Origin of the sequence: Enterobacter sp. KB-221C9 (genome assembly GCF_041320715.1) — a bacterium.
GTDB classification, from domain to species: Bacteria; Pseudomonadota; Gammaproteobacteria; order Enterobacterales; family Enterobacteriaceae; genus Enterobacter; species Enterobacter asburiae_D.
Genome location: NZ_JBGIWG010000001.1, coordinates 42,546 through 64,844, shown reverse-complemented (window position 1 = coordinate 64,844; position 22,299 = coordinate 42,546). Strand labels below are relative to the sequence as shown.

At 57.2% G+C, this 22,299-nt stretch carries 18 protein-coding genes and 1 CRISPR repeat array; of the genes, 11 read left to right on the top strand and 7 right to left on the bottom strand.

The window, feature by feature from the left end; genetic code table 11:
* Positions 1-29 precede the first annotated feature (29 nt).
* Positions 30-734 carry a leucyl/phenylalanyl-tRNA--protein transferase gene (aat, locus tag AB8846_RS00305; RefSeq protein WP_063144430.1) on the top strand — a complete coding sequence of 235 codons (705 nt, stop codon included), beginning with the start codon at positions 30-32 and terminating at the stop codon, positions 732-734.
* Positions 735-1,018: 284 nt separating this feature from the next.
* A complete protein-coding gene (gene infA / locus AB8846_RS00300; RefSeq protein WP_002211347.1) occupies positions 1,019-1,237 on the top strand; it encodes a translation initiation factor IF-1 in 219 nt (72 codons plus the stop codon).
* A gap of 71 nt (positions 1,238-1,308) precedes the next feature.
* Here the strand turns inward: infA and AB8846_RS00295 are convergent, their stop codons facing one another.
* From AB8846_RS00295 to clpS, 3 genes are all read right to left on the bottom strand, one after another.
* A complete protein-coding gene (locus AB8846_RS00295) occupies positions 1,309-1,755 on the bottom strand; it encodes a hypothetical protein (protein WP_370731752.1) in 447 nt (148 codons plus the stop codon).
* Positions 1,756-2,235: 480 nt separating this feature from the next.
* Positions 2,236-4,515 carry an ATP-dependent Clp protease ATP-binding subunit ClpA gene (clpA, locus tag AB8846_RS00290; protein WP_023335109.1) on the bottom strand — a complete coding sequence of 760 codons (2,280 nt, stop codon included), beginning with the start codon at positions 4,513-4,515 and terminating at the stop codon, positions 2,236-2,238.
* 27 nt (positions 4,516-4,542) lie between these two features.
* A complete protein-coding gene (gene clpS, locus AB8846_RS00285) occupies positions 4,543-4,863 on the bottom strand; it encodes an ATP-dependent Clp protease adapter ClpS (protein WP_006174393.1) in 321 nt (106 codons plus the stop codon).
* A gap of 267 nt (positions 4,864-5,130) precedes the next feature.
* On the opposite strand from clpS, the gene cspD reads away from it, so the two are divergent.
* Positions 5,131-5,352: a cold shock-like protein CspD gene (gene cspD, locus AB8846_RS00280; RefSeq protein ID WP_063144440.1), complete on the top strand. Its 222-nt coding sequence runs from the start codon at positions 5,131-5,133 to the stop codon at positions 5,350-5,352.
* 70 nt (positions 5,353-5,422) lie between these two features.
* Here the strand turns inward: cspD and macB are convergent, their stop codons facing one another.
* Positions 5,423-7,363: a macrolide ABC transporter ATP-binding protein/permease MacB gene (gene macB / locus AB8846_RS00275; RefSeq protein ID WP_370731751.1), complete on the bottom strand. Its 1,941-nt coding sequence runs from the start codon at positions 7,361-7,363 to the stop codon at positions 5,423-5,425.
* On the bottom strand, positions 7,360-8,475 hold the full coding sequence (macA, locus tag AB8846_RS00270; RefSeq protein ID WP_032658226.1) for a macrolide transporter subunit MacA: 1,116 nt from the start codon (positions 8,473-8,475) through the stop codon (positions 7,360-7,362). Before macA ends, macB begins: the two co-directional genes overlap by 4 nt.
* Positions 8,476-8,634: 159 nt before the next feature.
* Between macA and AB8846_RS00265 the strand changes: the two genes are divergently transcribed.
* Positions 8,635-9,591, top strand: coding sequence for a VirK/YbjX family protein (locus AB8846_RS00265; protein ID WP_370731750.1), 957 nt, complete (start codon positions 8,635-8,637; stop codon positions 9,589-9,591).
* Here AB8846_RS00265 and AB8846_RS00260 read toward each other — a convergent pair.
* Positions 9,588-11,246 (bottom strand): ATP-dependent endonuclease, encoded by a 1,659-nt coding sequence (locus AB8846_RS00260; RefSeq protein WP_063144443.1) that lies wholly within the window; start codon positions 11,244-11,246, stop codon positions 9,588-9,590. The two genes, AB8846_RS00265 and AB8846_RS00260, sit on opposite strands and share 4 nt — an antisense overlap.
* A 290-nt stretch (positions 11,247-11,536) precedes the next feature.
* Here AB8846_RS00260 and aqpZ point away from each other — a divergent pair, with 290 nt between their 5' ends.
* The 4 genes from aqpZ (at position 11,537) to hcr (ending at position 16,033) form a co-directional block, all read left to right on the top strand.
* Complete coding sequence (aqpZ, locus tag AB8846_RS00255) at positions 11,537-12,232, top strand: aquaporin Z (RefSeq protein ID WP_014883193.1); 696 nt, start codon at positions 11,537-11,539, stop codon at positions 12,230-12,232.
* Positions 12,233-12,357: 125 nt separating this feature from the next.
* Complete coding sequence (locus tag AB8846_RS00250; RefSeq protein ID WP_063144444.1) at positions 12,358-13,257, top strand: lysine exporter LysO family protein; 900 nt, start codon at positions 12,358-12,360, stop codon at positions 13,255-13,257.
* A gap of 144 nt (positions 13,258-13,401) precedes the next feature.
* On the top strand, positions 13,402-15,054 hold the full coding sequence (gene hcp, locus AB8846_RS00245; protein ID WP_033145071.1) for a hydroxylamine reductase: 1,653 nt from the start codon (positions 13,402-13,404) through the stop codon (positions 15,052-15,054).
* Between the two features lie 10 nt (positions 15,055-15,064).
* Entirely contained in the window at positions 15,065-16,033 is a 969-nt protein-coding gene (hcr, locus tag AB8846_RS00240; protein ID WP_370731749.1) for an NADH oxidoreductase, read from the top strand.
* A 250-nt stretch (positions 16,034-16,283) separates the two neighbouring features.
* Positions 16,284-17,331: a CRISPR direct-repeat array (repeat unit 28 nt; unit sequence TTTCTAAGCTGCCTGTACGGCAGTGAAC).
* Between the two features lie 163 nt (positions 17,332-17,494).
* Here hcr and AB8846_RS00235 read toward each other — a convergent pair.
* Positions 17,495-17,929: a DoxX family protein gene (locus AB8846_RS00235; protein WP_063144446.1), complete on the bottom strand. Its 435-nt coding sequence runs from the start codon at positions 17,927-17,929 to the stop codon at positions 17,495-17,497.
* A gap of 151 nt (positions 17,930-18,080) precedes the next feature.
* Here AB8846_RS00235 and poxB point away from each other — a divergent pair, with 151 nt between their 5' ends.
* The 3 genes from poxB to AB8846_RS00220 are packed head-to-tail and all read left to right on the top strand — an operon-like array spanning position 18,081 to position 22,286.
* A complete protein-coding gene (gene poxB / locus AB8846_RS00230; RefSeq protein ID WP_047346936.1) occupies positions 18,081-19,799 on the top strand; it encodes a ubiquinone-dependent pyruvate dehydrogenase in 1,719 nt (572 codons plus the stop codon).
* Between the two features lie 38 nt (positions 19,800-19,837).
* On the top strand, positions 19,838-20,839 hold the full coding sequence (gene ltaE, locus AB8846_RS00225) for a low-specificity L-threonine aldolase (protein WP_370731748.1): 1,002 nt from the start codon (positions 19,838-19,840) through the stop codon (positions 20,837-20,839).
* Between the two features lie 10 nt (positions 20,840-20,849).
* Positions 20,850-22,286, top strand: coding sequence for a DUF2867 domain-containing protein (locus AB8846_RS00220; RefSeq protein WP_370731747.1), 1,437 nt, complete (start codon positions 20,850-20,852; stop codon positions 22,284-22,286).
* Positions 22,287-22,299: the final 13 nt, after the last annotated feature.

Here is a 22,299-nt window from a genome sequence, read left to right as displayed (position 1 = left end):
CTTCACTCGCGTACTGGAGTTTTGCTGTCATGCGCCTGGTCCAGCTTTCTCGTCATAACATCGCGTTCCCTTCTCCGGAAGGGGCGCTGCGTGAGCCCAACGGGCTGCTGGCCCTTGGCGGTGACCTCAGTCCCGCTCGACTATTAATGGCGTACCAGCGCGGTATCTTCCCCTGGTTTTCCCCCGGCGATCCGATTTTATGGTGGTCCCCCGATCCCCGTGCCGTGCTGTGGCCAGCGCAGTTTCACCTGAGCCGCAGCATGAAGCGTTTCCATGCAAAATCACCGTACCGCGTCACCCTCAACCACGCCTTTGGTCAGGTCATTGAAGGCTGTGCTGAAGACCGCTATGAAGGGACATGGATTACCCGCGATATCATTACCGCCTACCATCAGCTCCATGAGCTTGGCTACGCCCACTCCATCGAGGTGTGGGAAGGCGGAGCGCTCGTCGGCGGCATGTACGGCGTGGCGCAGGGAACGCTGTTTTGCGGCGAGTCGATGTTCTCTCGTGCGGTTAACGCCTCGAAAACCGCGCTGCTGGTCTTCTGCGAGGCGTTTGCCCAGCGCGGCGGGCGCCTGATCGATTGTCAGGTGCTCAACGAGCACACTGCCTCCCTGGGTGCGGTTGAAATCCCGCGACGCCAGTACATCGAACAGCTGGACGCCAGCCGTCAGGAGAAGCTCCCGCGCGACTTCTGGATACCGAGAACGCTCTTTATGCCCAATGCCTAAATGTTTTCCGCATATTTTTTGTGAGGGTGTTATAATTATGCCGCAGAGTAGCTTCTGCCTGTTGCCCCGCCGCCGTTTGGGACCCTCGCTTCAGATAACGTCCTGACGTTTATCCTGTCGTCTCCCCTTTACGAATGCGCTTCCTGTTCGGTTGTACCGTGACGCTTGGGCAATGCGCAGAAAATGTTTTGCTGCGTTTTAATCGCGCAATTCTTTACTTAATTGATGAATTTCGGCATTATCTTGCCGGTTCAAAACTTGGTAGTGATACCCCAGAGGATTAGATGGCCAAAGAAGACAATATTGAAATGCAGGGTACCGTACTTGATACGTTGCCTAATACCATGTTTCGCGTAGAGCTGGAAAACGGTCACGTGGTAACTGCGCACATCTCCGGTAAAATGCGCAAAAACTACATCCGCATTTTAACGGGCGACAAAGTGACTGTTGAACTGACCCCGTACGACCTGAGCAAAGGCCGCATTGTCTTCCGTAGTCGCTAATTGTTTTCGCCTGTAATGGCAGATGAATATTTAAAAGGTCGGGATTATCCCGGCCTTTTTTATTTATGGCTTTAGTGTTGCTGCGTCGGAAGATGTATTGTCATCCACGGTTGTACAGGAGCGATTAAATCCCCCGCCATCGAATGCGTAATGTCATGAAGGAGCCCCGTGAGGTGCGGCAACATATCGCGGTCAAAATGCGACACCAGTAGCACATGGTTTAACGCCCGGCTGTAGTCGCATTTCGTTTCTGTATCTTCCAGCAACCACTCTTTTTGTCGCGGCTGTTCCGCTTCATCCTCAAATTCCACCACCTGAAAATCACGCATTGATTCTGTGAGGCCGGATTTCACCTCTTCCAGCCAGGCCCCGAGACAGCGGCAAACGGGCTGCGTTTGCGGGAGTGATTTGCAGTCGAGGAGGATTTCGGTGAGCAGTTTACAGCGCTCGGCAAGGGTTGGGAGATCGGGGTTGAGGGAGAGTTCGCTATAAAGCAGAGAAAGATTGTTATGTTCCATTTGGTTATGACTCCGTGTGAAATTATGAGATCTCCACCCGAACGCCAACTCAGGTGGCAGACTGAACCGGTTTGGCGTACCGACCCACACGGGAAAATCGGCGCTTCAAAAGAAGCCCCGGTTCAGCCCACCATAATTGAGTCTGCGGATTATATCGCTAGCTTTCAAAAGTGTGAACGAACCTGATGATAGTTGACGCATCAACATCATTACTCGTGTGTAATCAGGACGCCAATCCCGGCACCTGATTTTGCAGGTGCGCCGCCATTTTATTACTGTGGATTTATCCAGCAACTGACTTCGAAAGAAACTGGAAAGCGCCTCGCAAAATTCTCTGCGGCCTGTTGCCCTCACCCCAACCCTCTCCCACAGGGAGAGGGAGAAAACCCTAAAAACGACAACCCTGTTGTCGTTTTGCTTTTACCTTGGCAGGCATAAAAAAACCGGGCAAATGCCCGGTTTTTAAGTTTAACGTTTAACTCAGTGAGCCGCTTCCGGCTTGTGCTTCGCCGCACTCTGGAAATCGTACGTCAGTTCGTTCTTCGCCTGGTCCAGCGCCACGGTCACCTGGCCGCCGTCCACCAGCGAGCCAAACAGCAGCTCGTTCGCCAGCGGTTTCTTCAGGTTGTCCTGAATCACGCGCGCCATTGGACGAGCACCCATCGCACGGTCGTAGCCTTTCTCGGCCAGCCAGTTGCGGGCCTCCTGGCTTACTTCCAGAGACACGCCTTTCTGATCCAGCTGGACCTGCAGCTCGACGATGAACTTGTCCACTACCTGATGGATCACGTCGGTAGACAGGTGATCGAACCAGATAATGTTGTCCAGACGGTTACGGAACTCCGGCGTGAAGATCTTCTTGATCTCCTCCATCGCATCGGTGCTGTTATCCTGGTGGATCAGGCCGATGGATTTACGCTCGGTTTCACGCACACCGGCGTTGGTGGTCATTACCAGCACCACGTTGCGGAAGTCCGCCTTGCGCCCGTTGTTGTCGGTCAGCGTCCCGTTGTCCATCACCTGCAGCAGGATGTTGAACACGTCCGGGTGCGCTTTCTCGATTTCATCGAGCAGCAGGACCGCGTGCGGATGCTTGATCACCGCGTCGGTGAGCAGGCCGCCCTGGTCAAAGCCTACGTAGCCCGGAGGCGCACCAATCAAACGGCTGACGGTGTGACGCTCCATATACTCGGACATATCAAAGCGCAGCAGCTCAATGCCCAGCGCTTTGGAGAGCTGAACCGTCACCTCGGTTTTCCCCACGCCGGTCGGGCCAGCGAACAGGAAGGAACCGACAGGCTTGTGGTCATGCCCCAGTCCGGCGCGGGCCATCTTGATCGCTTCGGTTAAGGCCTCAATGGCTTTATCCTGACCAAAGACCAGCATTTTCAGGCGATTGCCGAGGGTGCGCAGCGTGTCGCGGTCGCTCTGAGAAACGCTCTTCTCAGGGATACGCGCGATGCGGGCCACCACGGACTCGATATCCGCCACGTTAACGGTTTTCTTACGCTTGCTGGCCGGCATCAGACGCGCACGCGCCCCGGCCTCATCAATCACGTCAATCGCCTTATCCGGCAGATGACGGTCGTTGATGTATTTCACCGCCAGCTCCACCGCCGCACGGACCGCTTTCGCGGTATAACGCACGTCGTGGTGCGCTTCGTACTTCGGCTTCAGGCCGTTGATGATCTGCACCGTTTCCTCGACGGACGGCTCGGTCACGTCGATTTTCTGGAAGCGGCGCGCCAGCGCACGGTCTTTCTCAAAGATGTTGCTGAACTCCTGGTAGGTCGTGGAGCCAATCACGCGGATCTTGCCGCTGGAGAGCAGCGGTTTGATCAGGTTCGCGGCATCCACCTGGCCACCGGAGGCCGCACCTGCGCCGATGATGGTGTGGATCTCATCAATAAACAGGATGCTGTTGGTGTCCTGCTCCAGCTGCTTTAACAGCGCCTTGAAGCGTTTTTCAAAATCACCGCGGTATTTGGTGCCCGCCAGCAGCGAGCCGATATCCAGCGAGTAGATGGTGCAGTCGGCAATCACTTCCGGCACGTCGCCCTGCACAATGCGCCAGGCAAGACCTTCGGCAATCGCGGTTTTACCCACGCCTGACTCACCCACCAGCAGCGGGTTGTTCTTGCGGCGACGGCACAGCACCTGGATCGCGCGCTCCAGCTCTTTATCGCGACCAATCAGCGGGTCGATACCGCCAACGCGAGCAAGCTGGTTAAGGTTGGTGGTGAAGTTTTCCATACGATCCTCCCCGCCTGCTTGCTCTTCATTGTTATTGACCTGATTGCTGGAATCCGATGCCTGGTTAGGCTCGTCTTTGCGCGTTCCGTGAGAAATAAAGTTAACCACGTCGAGGCGGCTGACTTCGTGTTTGCGCAGCAGGTAGGCAGCCTGTGACTCCTGCTCGCTGAAGATGGCGACTAAGACGTTTGCGCCAGTCACTTCGCTACGCCCGGAAGACTGGACGTGGAATACCGCGCGCTGCAACACGCGCTGGAAGCTGAGCGTCGGCTGCGTGTCGCGCTCTTCTTCACTGGCTGGCAGCACCGGTGTGGTTTGTTCGATGAAGGCTTCGAGTTCCTGACGTAGCGCCACCAGATCCACGGAGCAGGCTTCCAGCGCTTCGCGGGCAGATGGGTTGCTAAGCAGTGCGAGCAGTAAATGCTCGACGGTCATAAACTCATGTCGGTGCTCACGCGCTCTGGCGAAAGCCATATTTAAACTGAGTTCCAGTTCTTGATTGAGCATAGGCACCTCCCCCAATTTTATGCCTTATCAGGCCTTTTCCAGCGTACACAGCAACGGATGCTCGTTCTCCCTCGCATAGTCGTTCACCATCGCCACTTTGGTTTCCGCGACTTCGGCAGTAAAAATGCCGCAGATCGCTTTGCCTCGATAATGAACGGTAAGCATCAGTTGCGTTGCACGTTCTACATCATAAGAAAAGAACTTTTGTAGCACGTCAATAACAAATTCCATCGGCGTGTAATCATCGTTCATTAACATAACTTTATACATAGATGGCGGTTTTAGCGCGTCGCGCACTTTATCTTCCGCCAGCTGGTCAAAATCCAGCCAATCGTTGGTCTTACCCATTATGCATAACCACTTTGAATCTACCTCAGATGTTAGATAACAATCATCTATTACTGTCATCCGCGATGTCTGTCACAAACTGTTGCAATAGCGTTAACTGCTTCAAACTTTGGTTGATTATTGTCCCATCTCCAGCGCCAAACGCTTGACGACTTCTTTCGTTTCTCTAAATTGTACAAGCGTGAGATGGCGAGGTTTTGAACAGCCCCCACTCCACCACCGGTTCATTCCATCTTAACTTATAAGATTTACGAAGGATGTCGAAGCATGGAAATGGGTACTGTTAAGTGGTTCAACAACGCCAAAGGGTTTGGCTTCATCTGCCCCGAAGGCGGCGGCGAGGATATCTTCGCTCACTATTCCACCATTCAGATGGATGGTTACAGAACGCTCAAAGCCGGGCAGTCCGTCCGGTTCGATGTACATCAGGGTCCAAAAGGCAATCATGCAAGCCTAATCGTACCCCTTGAAGCAGAGACGGTTGCATAGCTCTCTGTTTTATTGTGTACATCCCGCAGTCAAAATGCCAGCCCGATCGGCTGGCATTTTTATTTTCGGGTTATTCCCGAGCCAGCGCGTCCACCGGATCCAGCCGCGCCGCGTTGCGGGCGGGCAACCAGCCAAACAAAATGCCGGTAAAGGTCGAACACAAGAATGCGGTAATAATGGCAACCGGCGAGAAGCCAATCTCCCAGCCGGGTAAAAAGAGCTGGAGCGCAAACGCGATCATCATCGAGAGCGCAATGCCCATCGCCCCGCCGACCAGACACACCAGTACCGCTTCAATCAAAAACTGCTGCAGCACGTCGCTGGCCCGGGCCCCGACCGCCATGCGGATGCCGATCTCCCGGGTGCGCTCGGTTACCGACACCAGCATAATATTCATCACCCCGATGCCGCCGACGACCAGCGAGATCACCGCCACCAGCGTGAGGAACAGCTGAAGAGTACGTGTGGTCTTTTCCGCCGTTTTCAAGAGGCCGTCCATATTCCAGGTGAAGAAATCTTTCTTCCCGTGGCGCAGGGTTAACAGCCGCTCAAGCTGCTGTTCGGCAAGCGCGCTGTCGTAGCCCTCCTTCACGCGCACGGTGATGGAGTTGAGCCAGGACTGCCCCATAATCCGCCCTGAGATGGTGGTATAGGGCAGCCAGACGCGCAGGATCTTGCTGCTGCCAAACATCGACTGCTTCTCTTCCGCCACGCCGATGACCGTGGCAGGCATGTTGCCGACCAGGATCACTTCGCCTACCACGTTAGCTTTATTGGGGAAAAGCTGTCTGCGCGAGTTCGCGTCCAGCACCACCACCTGCGCCCTGCCCGCCAGCTGCTCGGCGTTGAAGGTGGCGCCTTCGCTGAAGGTCATGCCGTAGACGTTGAAATAGTCTCCGCTCACGCCGTTAGCGCTGGCGGCCACGTCAACGTTGCCCACGCGCAGACGCAGGTTCTGCGAAACCGCAGGCGTGGCGGAGTTCACCCACGGCTGCTTCTGAATCGCCGCCAGATCGTCGTATTTCAGCGCCTGCTGATACTGCGGCTCGTCGTCGCCAAAGTCTTTGCCGGGATAAACGTCAATGGTATTGGTGCCAATGGCGCGGATATCTGCCAGCACCAGCTGCTTGGCCGCGTCGCCCACCACCACAATCGACACCACCGAGGCGATGCCGATGATGATGCCAAGCATCGTCAACAGGGTGCGCATTTTATTGGCCGCCATCGCCAGCCAGGCCATGGTCAGCGCCTCGCGAAAGCCGCTGGAGAACTGTCCCCAGCCGGTTGATGCCGGTAGTACTTCTTTCGGCGCCGCTGCCCTGGACTCGCGCGGCGGCGGATTGCTGACCAGCTCGCCGTCGTGGATCTCAATAATGCGTTCCGCCTGCGCCGCCACCTGCGGATCGTGGGTAACGATAATCACCGTGTGCCCCTGATCGCGAAGCTGATGGAGGATCGCCATCACCTCTTCGCCGGAATGGCTGTCAAGCGCGCCGGTCGGTTCATCCGCGAGGATCACCTGCCCGCCGTTCATCAGGGCGCGGGCAATACTCACGCGCTGCTGCTGGCCGCCGGACAGCTGCGAGGGCTGGTACTCCACCCGCTCTGCCAGCCCCAGACGCGTCAGCAGCATCTTCGCGCGCTCAAGGCGCTTTTTACGCTCGACGCCCGCATAGACCGCAGGCACTTCCACGTTCTGCGCCGCATTCAGGTGAGAAAGCAGATGGTAACGCTGGAAGATAAAGCCGAAGTGTTCCCGGCGCAGCTTCGCCAGCGCGTCACCGTCTAGCGTGGAGACATCCGTCCCGGCCACGCGATAGGTACCGCTGGTCGGTTTATCCAGGCAGCCGAGAATGTTCATCAGCGTCGATTTACCGGAACCCGATGCGCCGACAATCGCCACCATCTCGCCCGCCTCCACGCGCAGGGAGATGCCCTTCAGCACCTCCACCGGGCCGTCGCCGGAGGGATAGCTGCGACGAATGTTATTCAGCTCAAGCAGCGCCGTCATTTGGCGGCTCCGGGCAGGCTTTCGCTGACAACAACCTCCTCGCCCTCTTCCAGCCCTTTCACCACCACCACGTCGGTGTCGTTGCGCGCGCCGATCACGACCTCGCGCTCGCGCGTTTCGCCGTTGCGCAGCACTTTCACTTTATAACGGCTCTCCCCGGCGGATTCGCCGAGCGCAGAGAGCGGAATAGTCAGCACGTTCTTCACGCCGGTCAGCTGAATATGCACCTGCGCGGTCATATCCAGGCGCAGCACGCCCTGCGGGTTTGGCACCTCAAAGCGGGCATAGTAGAAGATAGCGTCGTTCACTTTTTCCGGCGTCGGCAGAATGTCTTTCAGCACGCCTTCGTAGCGCGTCTGCGGGTCGCCCAGCACCGTAAACCAGGCGTTCTGCCCCGGCTTAAGATGGATCACATCCGCCTCGGAGACCTGGGCTTTAACCAGCATGGTGCTCATGTCCGCCAGCGTCAGAATGTTTGGCGCCTGCTGCGCGGCGATCACCGTCTGGCCCTGCAGCGTGGTGATCTGGGTCACTTCGCCCGCCATCGGCGCGACGATTTTGGTGTAGTCGAGGTTGGTTTTCGCCGTATCCAGCGAGGCCTGATTGCGTTTGATTTGCGCGTCAATCGTGCCGATCTGCGCCTGTTTCACCGCCAGTTCAGTGGTGGCAGTATCGAGATCTTGTTTCGAAATAGCCTGGGTTTTGGCCAGCGCCTGCTGACGGGTCAGCGTTACCTGGGCCAGGTTACGTTCTGCCAGCGCCTGCGCACGCTGCGCGCGCAGCTCCATCAGCGTGGCTTCCACCTCGCGGATCTGGTTCTCAGCCTGCTCGGGATCGATAACGCCGAGCAGCTGGCCTTTTTTCACCTTGTCGCCAATCTCAACCGACAGCGTTTTCAGCTGGCCGCTGACCTGAGCGCCGACGTCAACCTTGCGCAGCGCGTCAAGCTTGCCCGTCGCGAGGACGTTTTGCTGCAGTTCGCCCGGGCGAACAATCAGCGTCTGATACTGTGGCACCGGCGCATTCAGCACCTGCCATAGCCAGTATCCACCGGCTAAAACTACGACCGCCAGCAGCAGAAACAGCGTTCTGCGTTTTCCCTTGAGGTTCATAAATATTCCAAATAAATGTTCTGGCAATGATAAGTGTTGATTCTAACTAAACGACTCTTCAACGAAACCCCTGTTCTCCGAAATCGTCCTAATTTGTTTACGAGATGTTGACATTTCCCCTGCTGAAATAGCGATATTCCAAAAGGATCAGGATCTACCATGTCTTCTATCGTCGATACATCACTTTCAAACCTGCCGCAGCCAAAATCCGGCTGGCAGCTCTTCAAAAACCTGGCTTTCGGTGAGATCGCACCCGGGCTGGCATGGGAAAAAACCGCCTACCGACGTAAGTTCATGCTGCGTTCACTGGCGACACCGCTCAGCACCGCGCGTCTGCTGTCTGAGCTTGCAAAACATCCGCACCTGATGCAAATGCTCCAGGTTCAGCCGGGTCTGCCCTGCCGCCTTCATCGTCCGTGGTTGACGGTCAATATGGATCGACAGCGTGCGCTGGAATCGCTGTCCTGGCACTATCAGATGATGTGTCGCCAGCTGCCGGCGACGCTGACTCATGGTTACCTTTCAAAGCAGGGCGTGACTCTGCTGACCTTAACCGGAAAAGATGAACAGCAATTTACCGTCCGTCTGTGTGCCGACGCGTTTATGGATAAAGAGGGAGAAGCTACCCTCGTTTTCTGTGACGGTCAAAATACGGCGCTGGCGGAGATGACCTTTACGCTATGCCCGTTTGAGGGAAAATCGACGCTGTTCATTGGCGGTTTGCAGGGCGCAAAAGCGCATGTTCCCCATGAGCTGATCCAGGGCGCGACGAAAGCCTGCCACGGTCTGTTCCCGAAACGTCTGCTGGTCGAGGCCGCAATGACGCTCGGCGCCGCGTTCCCGGTAGAGCAGATTGTCGCCGTCAGTAACGATACCCATATTTATCGCAGCTGGCGCTACCGCAAGAAAAAAGAGGGCAAACTGTTAGCCGATTACGACAGTTTCTGGCTCTCCATCGGCGGTGAAAAACAGGATAACGGTAACTTTATGCTGCCGCTCGTCATGCCGCGTAAACCGATGGAAGAGATCGCCAGCAAAAAACGCGCCGAATATCGCCGCCGCTACGAACTGCTGGATAGCCTGATTCAGCAGGTGAAACAGGCGACCCAACGCTAATCCGCTTTTCCGCGTGCCAGCCACAGCACGCGGGAGAACATCTTCCGCAGCAGGGTCGGTACCGCCTCCACGCCCCGCCTCCCCGCTTCCGTCGCCACTTCAATGGCTAAATCCGGTTTTGACGAACGATGAATGGCTTTGGCGATCACGCGCCGCATGTTCATCGGGACATCGACCGGCACCATGGCAATGCGGTGAAAGACGTCGTCGAACCCCTGACGATACATAAAGTGTTCCATGTCCATCGCAGGGAGCATGGTTAAATGGTCGCGCTCTTCCTCTCGCTCGTTATTCAGCAGGCTCCGCACGGTCGAGGCATATTTTTTACCCGCCTCATCACCGTCTACCAGCACGTGCCACTCGATCCCCATCCGGCGGGCAAATTTTATCAGCGGCTTTAATCCCGACTGGGCGAATTCAATCACCTTAATGCCTTCCGCATCAAAATGGTGGCCGCACTGGCGCGCCAGCTCGTTGATGACCCAGGTTTCCGTTTCCCCCTCCACCAGCAGCCAGCAGCGGGCAAAGAGCGACGACGCGCGGTTAAAGCGAATATGAAACGCGATGCGCCGTCCGTCTTCCGCGCTCAAACCGCCCGGCCCAAGGCGGAAAGCGGAGACGCGGGAGGATTCACGCACCAGGCGACAGACGTGTTCTACCGGCGTCAGCGATAATAACTCCCCGGAATTGGTGGTCGTAATGCGCTGGAGCGGCAGCAGATTCAGCAGATGCCATGCCACGGAGAGCATGATGGGATGCAGGCGCGTTTCCGGGTCTTCCACCAGCAGCAGCGGCCGGGCGTCCCGGTCAAGACGAACGGTGCCTTTGGCCTGCAGAAGCGTTGAAAACAGCCCCAGCAAAATCACCCGATGGGTACGACCGCCGGGCCGGTCGATCATCCGGTTAATGATGTCGAGATAACGCCAGCTTCGCTGCTCGTCATGAGAACGGCGGCGCATCAGACGATGGCGCGACGCCGAGGTTCCCTGCTCGGAAAAATAGTGCTCCAGGAGTTGCACCATTGCGGACAACCCCTGACGGATTTGACCATCGGTCAGATTCTGCGGGCGCGACACCAGCTCTCTTGCCAGAAAATCCAGCTCGCGGGCGGTGACTTCCACTTCCGGCATATTCGGTACGGTACCGTTACGAATACGCCGCATAAAGCGCGCATCGCGCAGGCGTAACACCGGCGTCAGGCGGATCAGGTGACGGGCCAGATCGTCGATATTGTCCAGCGGGATCGGGTTGGCTTTTTCATCGAGAAAATCACGCAGGGTGAGAACGCCCTCGTTCTCCGCCATCTCCCCTTCCAGCCGATAGAAAATCCGGTGGAAACCGTCATCGCACGGCACCCAGCAAGGTGACAGCGGGCGGAAGCGACGCACGCGATGACGTCCAGGCTCGGATTCGCGGAACGTCAGGATGATATGCAGGTGCTTCTCGCGCCCCGTCACGTCGCCGGGCGGGAACCAGAAATCGTCGCGGACGAAGTGATACAGATCGTCTTCGGGCGAAAGCAGTAGCGTCAGCGCATCCAGCAGGCTGGACTTACCCCACGCGTTCTCGCCGATCAGGACGTTGTTCTGCTCAAGCTGGAGCGACAGACGGTTAATACCGCGAAATCCGACAATTTCCACACGTTCGAGAAGCATAAATCCCCCGACAAATGATCACTTTTTCCTTTAAGTTATCAGCAGTATAGCGGGAGGATGGTGGCGACGACAGTACAACATTCACCCATTCAAAAATGAGCTATGCTCTATTTACCGCCGGCTCGAACAAGGAATGACATCACATTGCCTAAAATCAAACCCATCTAATTTATTTAAGTGGCGAAGGGGTGTGGTTATTTTTTAAAATAGAGACTCTTTGAGTCGTCATCCCTTTTTGACGATATAACCCACACGCAGGAAAGCGTGCGGATAATTATTTTGAGGTGGTTATGTTTAGAAAATTAGCGGCAGAATGCTTTGGTACATTCTGGCTGGTATTTGGTGGCTGCGGTAGCGCCGTTCTGGCAGCAGCATTCCCGGAATTAGGCATTGGTTTTGTCGGCGTCGCGCTGGCGTTTGGTTTAACCGTATTAACCATGGCGTTTGCCGTGGGTCATATTTCCGGCGGTCATTTTAACCCGGCAGTGACATTAGGTTTATGGGCGGGCGGCCGTTTCCCGGCTAAAGACGTGATTGGCTACATTGTGGCGCAGGTGGTTGGCGGTATTATTGCGGCTGGCGTTCTGTACGTGATTGCCAGCGGTAAAGCCGGGTTCGACGCGGCGGCCAGCGGCTTTGCCTCTAACGGCTTCGGCGAACACTCTCCGGGCGGCTACTCCATGCTGTCTGCCATCGTGATTGAAATTGTGCTGACCGCGGGCTTCCTGCTGGTGATCCACGGCGCAACGGACAAGCACGCGCCAGCCGGTTTTGCCCCGATTGCCATTGGTCTGGCGCTGACGCTGATTCACCTGATTTCGATTCCGGTCACCAACACCTCCGTTAACCCGGCACGCAGCACCGCCGTCGCCATCTTCCAGGGCGGCTGGGCGCTTGAACAGCTGTGGCTGTTCTGGGTGATGCCAATTATCGGCGGTATCCTGGGCGGCGTGCTGTACCGCACCCTGCTGGAAAAACGCGATTAATTACGTGCGGCCTGTAATGTCGGGTGGCGCTAGCGCCACCCGGCTTTCTTTTGCCGCTTTACTGAACAGCCTTTATTGGGTAGTGTCTCTGGCGCTCAACAGATACTCAAAAGGACCGGCTGTTCATGTTTTCAGGACTCCTCATTATTCTGCTGCCCCTGATTGCGGGCTACCTTATCCCGCTGCATCAGGAATCCGCATTACGGCTTATCAACCGTTTTCTCAGCTGGATTGTTTACGTCATTCTTTTCTTTATGGGGATAAGCCTGGCTTTCCTGGATAACCTGTCGGCGAATTTACTCTCCATCCTTCATTATTCTGTCGTCACCGTGGTGGTTATTTTGCTGTGCAATATTGCCGCGCTGCTGTGGCTGGAACGCACTATTCCATGGAAAAATCACCATCATCAGGAAAAACTCCCTTCACGAATTGCAATGGCGCTTGAATCATTAAAATTATGCGGCGTCGTGGTGCTCGGTTTTCTTCTTGGGCTGACCGGTTGGGCATTTTTACAGCACGCGACAGAGGCCAGTGAATATACGCTGATCTTCCTGCTGTTCCTGATCGGTATTCAGCTGCGAAATAATGGCATGACGCTGAAACAAATTGTCCTCAACCGTCGGGGAATGATGGTTGCGGTGATTGTTGTCGCCAGTTCAATGGTGGCGGGCGTCATTAACGCCTTTATTCTCGATCTGCCGCTGAAAACCGGCCTGGCGATGGCGTCAGGTTTTGGCTGGTACTCCCTCTCCGGTATTCTGCTGACCGAATCATTCGGCCCGGTGATCGGCAGCGCCGCCTTCTTTAACGATCTGGCGCGCGAGCTGATTGCCATCATGCTGATCCCGAGCCTGGTTCGCCGCAGTCGTTCTACCGCGCTGGGCCTGTGCGGCGCGACGTCGATGGACTTTACCCTGCCGGTACTCCAGCGCTCCGGGGGGCTGGAGATGGTGCCCGCGGCTATCGTTCACGGCTTTATTTTAAGCCTGCTGGTTCCGGTCATGATGGCCTTCTTCTCTGCCTGATACTTCTTTGGCGGTAGGTTTCCTGCCGCCAAAATTGCGCTAAATCAATCTCCCTCTATTTTGTAGCAGAAAGCCCTTTTCTCCGTTCTGGCACAGGCATAACCTTAAACATGTATATCAAATATAACTTTAACAGGTGTGATTATGTTTTGTGTGCAATGTGAACAAACCATCCGTACCCCGGCAGGCAATGGCTGCTCTTACGCACAGGGTATGTGCGGCAAAACCGCAGAAACATCTGACCTGCAGGACCTGCTGATTGCTGCCCTGCAAGGCCTTTCCGCATGGGCGTTCAAAGCCCGCGAATACGGCATTGTCGACCACTACGTCGACAGCTTCGCCCCGCGCGCCTTCTTCTCCACGCTCACCAACGTTAACTTCGACTCTCCGCGCATTGTCGGCTATGCCCGCGAAGCGATTGCCCTGCGTGAAGCGCTGAAAGCACAGTGCCTGAAGGCGGACGCCAGCGCCCGCGTGGAAAACCCGATGTCAGAACTTCAGCTGGTGAGCGACGATCTGGGCGACCTCCAGCGTCAGGCGGCAGAATTCACCCCGAATAAAGACAAAGCGGCGATTGGCGAGAACATTCTCGGCCTGCGCCTGCTGTGCCTGTACGGCCTGAAAGGCGCTGCGGCGTATATGGAGCACGCGCACGTTCTGGGTCAGTACGACAATGAGATTTATGCCCAGTACCACAAAATCATGGCGTGGCTGGGCACCTGGCCTGCCGATATGAACGCCCTGCTGGAGTGCTCAATGGAAATCGGCCAGATGAACTTTCGCGTGATGAGCATTCTGGATGCCGGTGAAACCAGCACCTACGGCCACCCGACGCCGACGCAGGTGAACGTGAAAGCGACCGAAGGCAAGTGCATCCTGATTTCCGGTCACGACCTGAAAGATCTCTACAACCTGCTGAAGCAAACCGAAGGCACCGGCGTTAACGTCTATACCCACGGCGAAATGCTCCCGGCGCACGGCTACCCGGAGCTGCGTAAATTTAAGCATCTGATCGGTAACTACGGCAGCGGCTGGCAGAACCAGCAGGTGGAGTTCGCCCGCTTCCCGGGCCCTATCGTGATGACCTCTAACTGCATCATCGACCCTACCGTAGGCGCGTATGACGACCGCATCTGGACCCGCAGTATCGTCGGCTGGCCGGGCGTGAGCCATCTTGAAGGTGACGATTTCGGTCCGGTTATCGCCCAGGCACAGCAGATGGCGGGCTTCCCGTACAGCGAGATCCCGCACCTGATCACCGTCGGCTTCGGTCGCGAGACCCTGCTCGGCGCCGCTGATTCGCTGATCGATCTCGTCAGCCGTGAAAAGCTGCGCCACATCTTCCTCGTCGGCGGCTGCGACGGCGCGCGCGGCGAGCGTAACTACTTCACCGATTTCGCCACCAGCGTGCCGGAAGACTGCCTGATCCTGACCCTGGCGTGCGGTAAATACCGTTTCAACAAGCTGGACTTCGGCGACATCGAAGGTCTGCCGCGCCTGATCGATGCGGGCCAATGTAACGATGCTTACTCGGCCATTATTCTGGCGGTCACGCTGGCGGAGAAACTGGGCTGCGGCGTCAACGACCTGCCGCTGTCGCTGGTGCTGTCATGGTTTGAGCAGAAAGCGATCGTCATCCTGCTGACCCTGCTCTCTCTCGGCGTCACCAACATCGTGACCGGCCCGACCGCGCCTGGCTTCCTGACGCCGGACCTGCTGGCGGTGCTGAACGAGAAATTCGGTCTGCGTTCCGTGACCAACGTTGAAGATGATATGAAGCAGCTGCTGAGCGCGTAAGGAGTTATTCATGACCATGCCAACCTCACAATGTCCGTGGCGGATGCAGGTTCATCACATCCATCAGGAGACGCCGGATGTGTGGACGCTGTCGCTGCTGTGCCATGACTACTATCCGTACCGTGCAGGTCAGTATGCGCTGGTCAGCGTTCGCAACTCGGCGGACACCCTGCGCGCCTACACGATCTCCTCAACGCCGGGCGTGAGCGAGTACATTACGCTCACCGTCCGCCGCGTTGAAGACGGCGCAGGCTCGCAGTGGCTGACGCGAGACGTGAAGCGCGGGGATTATATCTGGCTGTCTGACGCCCAGGGTGATTTCACCTGTGACGACAAAGCAGACGATAAATTCCTGCTGCTGGCGGCGGGCTGTGGCGTGACGCCGATCATGTCGATGCGCCGCTGGCTGGCGAAGAACCGCCCGCAGGCCGACGTGCAGACGATCTTCAGCGTACGTTCCCCGGACGACGTGATTTTTGCCGGGGAATGGCGTGATTATCCGGTGACGCTGGTGGCTGAGCACAACGCGACCCACGGCTTTGTGCCCGGTCGCCTGAGCCGCGAGCTGCTGCAAAGCGTGCCGGATATGGCGAACCGCACCGTGATGACCTGCGGCCCGGCGCCGTACATGGATATCGTCGAAAAAGAAGTGAAAGCGCTTGGCGTGACCCGCTTCTTCAAAGAGCAGTTCTTCACGCCAGTGGCGGAAGCGGCAGCCAGCGGCGTTAAGTTCACCAAGCTGCAGCCTGCGCAGACCTTCTTTGGCCGCGTGGGGACTACGCTGCTGGAGGCGCTGGAAAGCAACAAGGTGCCGGTCGTGGCTGCCTGTCGTGCGGGGGTGTGCGGCTGCTGTAAGACGAAGGTGGTTTCAGGCGAGTATACCGTCACCAGCACCATGACGCTGTCCGACGCGGAAATTGCCGAGGGTTACGTGCTGGCGTGCTCGTGCCATCCGCAGGGGGACCTGGTGCTGGCGTAATGTGATGCGGTGCCACCATTTTTGCCGGGTGGCACTGCGTTTACCCGGCCTACTTTGTACGTGCTGGCTCTTCGTAGGCCCGGTAAGCGCTAGCGCCACCGGGCTTTTTGTCGGGCGACGTTTCGTTTATCCGCACCCGATGAAGACGGTGCTAATTCAGGCTTATTCGGAAATATTGGCTTGTAGGCCCGGTAAGCGTCAGCGCCACCGGGCTTTTGTCGGGTGGCGCTGACGCTTACCCGACCTACATTGTGCATGCTGCCTGTTCGGCATTGAACCCTAACCACCGACGCTTACCCGGCTGAAGTGCCTTCTAAGCTGCCTGTACGGCAGTGAACTTATCGAGCGCCAACGCGTGACGCTCTGTAATTTTCTAAGCTGCCTGTACGGCAGTGAACGGCATTGCTGCGTTCGCCCTCCGGGGTGTTCATTTCTAAGCTGCCTGTACGGCAGTGAACTCCTGCAGGCTAAGCAAAGAGAACAGGCCCAATTTCTAAGCTGCCTGTACGGCAGTGAACACTTATCACTGGCGACGCCAGAAGAGCAGGATTTTCTAAGCTGCCTGTACGGCAGTGAACGCAGCATAATTGGCTGAGTAGCCAATGCGCCCTTTCTAAGCTGCCTGTACGGCAGTGAACAATATCTTGCGTGCTGAATGCTGAGCCTGGCATTTCTAAGCTGCCTGTACGGCAGTGAACTGCCCCATCAGCTGAAGTGCGACGGCTCGCTCTTTCTAAGCTGCCTGTACGGCAGTGAACTCTGTAACTGTATAGGTTCCATCAGTACACGATTTCTAAGCTGCCTGTACGGCAGTGAACGCGCAAAGGCAACGGGCACCATTCTTGTTGGTTTTCTAAGCTGCCTGTACGGCAGTGAACCGACTTCTCACGATAAAACTTCAGGCGCTCAATTTCTAAGCTGCCTGTACGGCAGTGAACTCACTGTCCGTCCGGCTTGAGTAGCTCGTCACTTTCTAAGCTGCCTGTACGGCAGTGAACTAGTCCCTCTGTTCCGAATGACGCATATCCCATTTCTAAGCTGCCTGTACGGCAGTGAACGGTACTCAGGCATTTCTGACCCGTCCACGCTGTTTCTAAGCTGCCTGTACGGCAGTGAACAGGGTAAACGCAGAGTATGCGCTGGGGGTTGATTTCTAAGCTGCCTGTACGGCAGTGAACCTTGGACAACCCGAACATTTCGCCAAAAGAGGTTTCTAAGCTGCCTGTACGGCAGTGAACCACACCGTGACCAACGCGCCGTTGATGCAGATTTTCTAAGCTGCCTGTACGGCAGTGAACTGGAACAATCTACACCTATCACCTTGTAAGATAAAGAATTCCCCTAAAAAATCCCCCTTAAACCCTTTTTCATGACATACAATTCAGCACAATAAAATCAAAGACTTAAAAAGCTTCGATAAAAAAGGGTCCACAGACCCTTTTGTTATCAGCACACCCGTCTTCATCGCCACGCGGGCGCTTTCCCTACCGCAAACCGCCCTGCCCCTAAAAACGCGACAGCCAGCGAGCCGATAAAGAAGTACACCAGGCTTTCAATCGCCCATGCGCCAACCTTATCGAGCGCGAGCGTTTCCCCCACGCCCACCATCAGCCACGCCACAATCATCGTAAACGCCAGCACCAGCGCGGCCGGGCGCGTAAAGAGTCCAACAATAATCAGGATCGGTGCCACCACTTCGCCAACCAACACGCCGTAGGCGATAAACCCCGGCAGCCCTTTCTCCACCAGCATGCCGCTGATAAAGCCCACGCCGCCAAAAAGCTTGTGCAAGCCGTGAAAAAGCATCAGCCCGCCGACGGCAAGTCGTAACAAGAGTTTGCCAAGATCGTCGCACGATAGCTTTTCATTTACAGCAATTAACAATGATTTAACCATTTGAAGTTATTCCTGTTTTCACCGAGGTATTGCCAGATTATGCCGAATAATTGCGCGTGAAAAGCACCTTTTAATTAGGGGGAGATGACGGGCAATACGGAGACTTTCTTCTAAGCTTGTAAGCGATATCACAAAAAGGAGACGGACAACCATGAAACAAACCGTGGCTGCATATATTGCGAAAACGCTCGAACAGGCTGGCGTGAAACGTATCTGGGGCGTAACCGGCGATTCCCTGAACGGACTTAGCGACAGCCTCAACAAGATGAAGACCATCGAATGGATGCCCACCCGCCATGAAGAGGTTGCCGCCTTCGCCGCAGGCGCGGAAGCACAGCTCACGGGGGAACTGGCCGTGTGTGCGGGCTCGTGCGGTCCCGGCAACCTGCATCTGATCAACGGGCTGTTCGACTGTCACCGTAACCACGTGCCGGTGCTGGCCATTGCCGCCCATATCCCCTCTTCCGAAATCGGCAGCGGCTATTTTCAGGAGACGCATCCACAGGAGCTGTTCCGTGAATGCAGCCACTATTGCGAGCTGGTTTCATCCCCGGAGCAGATCCCGCAGGTGCTGGCGATCGCCATGCGCAAAGCCGTGCTGAACCGCGGCGTTTCTGTGGTCGTCATCCCGGGCGATGTGGCCCTCAAGGCCGCGCCGGAAGGGGCCAGCACCCACTGGTATCACGCCCCGCAGCCCGTGGTGACGCCTGCTGAAGAGGAGCTGAAAAAGCTGGCGCAGCTGCTGCGTTACTCCAGCAATATCGCCCTGATGTGCGGCAGCGGCTGCGCGGGCGCGCACAAGGAGCTGCTTGAATTTGCCGGTAAGCTGAAATCGCCGATTGTCCACGCCCTGCGCGGCAAAGAGCACGTCGAGTACGACAACCCTTACGACGTGGGGATGACCGGGCTGATCGGTTTCTCCAGCGGCTTTCACACCATGATGAACGCCGACACGCTGATCCTGCTCGGCACCCAGTTCCCGTATCGTCCGTTCTACCCGGCGGATGCGAAAATCATTCAGATTGATATCAACCCGGCCAGCATCGGCGCGCACAGCAAGGTCGATATGGCGCTGGTGGGCGACATTAAATCTACCCTTGCCGCCCTGCTGCCGCTGCTGGAAGAGAAAACCGACCGCAAGTTCCTTGATAAGGCCCTGAGCGACTATCGCGATGCCCGCAAGGGGCTGGACGACCTCGCCAAACCGAGCGACAAAGCCATTCACCCGCAGTATCTGGCGCAGCAGATCAGCCATTTCGCCGACGACGATGCCATCTTCACCTGCGACGTGGGCACGCCAACGGTCTGGGCCGCGCGCTACCTGAAGATGAACGGCAAACGCCGCCTGCTCGGCTCGTTCAACCACGGCTCGATGGCTAACGCCATGCCGCAGGCGCTGGGCGCAAAAGCGACGGCGCCGGAGCGTCAGGTGGTGGCAATGTGCGGCGACGGCGGGTTCAGCATGCTGATGGGGGATTTCCTGTCGGTGGTGCAGATGAAGCTCCCGCTGAAAATCGTGGTCTTTAACAACAGCGTGCTGGGCTTTGTGGCGATGGAGATGAAGGCCGGAGGCTACCTGACGGACGGCACCGAGCTGCACGACACCAACTTCGCGCGCATCGCCGAGGCCTGCGGCATCACCGGCATTCGCGTGGAGAAAGCCTCCGAGGTGGATGAAGCCCTGCAGCGCGCCTTCTCCATCGACGGTCCGGTGCTGGTGGATGTCGTCGTCGCCAAAGAGGAGCTGGCGATCCCGCCGCAGATCAAGCTGGAACAGGCCAAAGGCTTTAGCCTGTATATGCTGCGCGCCATCATCAGCGGGCGCGGCGATGAGGTGATCGAACTGGCAAAAACCAACTGGCTCAGGTAAAACATCTGGCATCGCCTTTTTAATAATAAGGACATGCCATGATTGATTTACGCAGTGATACCGTAACCCGCCCGAGCCGCGCCATGCTCGAAGAGATGATGGCCGCCCCGGTCGGGGACGACGTCTACGGCGATGACCCGACGGTCAACGAACTGCAGCGCTACGCGGCTGAACTGAGCGGCAAGGAGGCTGCCCTGTTCCTGCCAACCGGTACGCAGGCTAACCTGGTCGCACTGCTCAGCCACTGCGAGCGCGGTGAAGAGTATATCGTCGGCCAGGGCGCGCATAACTATCTGTACGAAGCAGGCGGCGCGGCGGTGCTCGGCAGCATTCAGCCGCAGCCCATTGACGCCGCGCCGGACGGCTCCCTGCCGCTCGATAAGGTCGCGGCGAAAATCAAGGCTGACGATATTCACTTCGCCCGCACCAGGCTGCTCAGCCTCGAAAACACCCACAACGGCAAGGTGCTGCCGCGCGAGTACCTGAAAGCAGCGTGGGAATTTACCCGCGAGCGCGGGCTCGGCCTGCACGTGGACGGCGCGCGCATCTTTAACGCCGTGGTGGCGTACGGCTGCGAGCTGAAAGAAATTGCGCAATACTGCGACTCGTTCACCATCTGCCTCTCTAAAGGTCTGGGCACGCCGGTGGGTTCCCTGCTTGTCGGTAACGCAGACTACATCAAGCGCGCCAACCGCTGGCGCAAAATGACCGGCGGCGGCATGCGTCAGGCGGGCATTCTGGCGGCGGCCGGGCTGTATGCCCTGAAAAACAACGTGGCGCGCCTGAAGGACGATCACGACAACGCCGCGTGGATGGCTACGCAGCTGCGCGAAATTGGCGCCGACGTGATGCGTCACGACACCAACATGCTGTTTGTTCGCGTGGGCGATGAGCACGCCGCCGCGCTGGGTGAATTTATGAAATCTCGTGGCGTGCTGATCAACGCCTCACCCGTTGTGCGCCTGGTCATGCATCTTGACGTGAGCCGCGAACAGCTGGCGGACGTGGTGAAACACTGGCAGGCGTTTATACAGCGATAAGGAGCATCACGTGCCGCAACGCATTCTGGTGCTCGGCGCCAGCGGGTATATCGGTCAGCATCTCACCGTGGCGTTAAGCCAGCAGGGACACCGGGTGCTGGCTGCGGCACGCAACACGGAACGGCTGCAAAAACTCAGTTTGCCTGGCGTCACCTGCCATAACGTTGACCTCAACTGGCCGAAGGAACTTCCCGCGCTGCTGGAAGGGGTCGACACGCTTTACTACCTGGTGCACAGCATGGGCGAAGGCGGGGATTTTATCGCCCACGAGCGGCAGGTGGCGATGAACGTCCGCGATGCCCTGCTGCAAACGCCGGTGAAGCAGGTGATTTTTTTAAGCTCGCTCCAGGCGCCAGAACACGAGCAGTCCGATCATCTTCGGGCCCGCCAGCTGACGGCTGAAACCCTGCGCGGCGCCGCTATCCCCGTCACCGAACTGCGCGCCGGCATTATCGTCGGCGCGGGCTCCGCCGCCTTCGAAGTGATGCGCGATATGGTCTACAACCTGCCGGTACTCACGCCGCCGCGCTGGGTTCGTTCGCGCACCACGCCGATTGCGCTGGAGAATTTACTGCATTATCTGGTGGCGCTGCTGGATCACCCGGCGGAGCAACACCGCGTGCTGGAAGCCGCAGGTCCCGAAGTCCTGAGCTATCAGGAGCAGTTCGAACATTTCATGCGCGTCAGCGGCCGTCGCCGCTGGCTGATCCCTATCCCCTTTCCAACCCGCTGGATTTCGGTGTGGTTTTTGAATGTGATCACCTCCGTGCCGCCGACGACCGCCAAAGCGCTGATCCAGGGGCTGAAGCACGATTTGCTGGCGGACGACAGCGAACTGCGGGCACTCATTCCCCAGGACCTGATCCGCTTTGACGATGCCGTGCGCAACACGCTGAAGGAAGAAGAGCAGCTGGTGAACTCCAGCGACTGGGGCTATGACGCCCAGGCGTTTGCCCGCTGGCGCCCGGAGTATGGCTATTACCCGAAACAGGCGGGCTGCACGGTGAAGACTTCCGCCAGCCTTGCAGATCTGTGGGAGGTCGTGAACCAGATTGGCGGCAAAGACGGTTATTTCTTCGGTAATATCCTCTGGCAAACGCGCGGGGCAATGGATCTGCTGGTGGGGCACAGGCTGGCAAAAGGCCGCCCGGAACGCCCGTATCTTGAGGTGGGCGATGCGGTCGACAGCTGGAAGGTGATCATCGTCGAGCCGGAAAAACAGCTGGCGCTGCTGTTCGGTATGAAAGCACCGGGGCTGGGCCGGCTCTGCTTTACCCTGAAAGACAAAGGTGATCATCGTGAACTGGACGTCCGCGCCTGGTGGCATCCGCACGGAATGCCGGGTCTGTTCTACTGGTTGTTGATGATCCCTGCGCACCTGTTTATCTTCCGCGGGATGGCGAAACGCATTGCGCAACGGGCAGAACAAAAGACGGAAAAGATCTAAATAAAACTCTCTT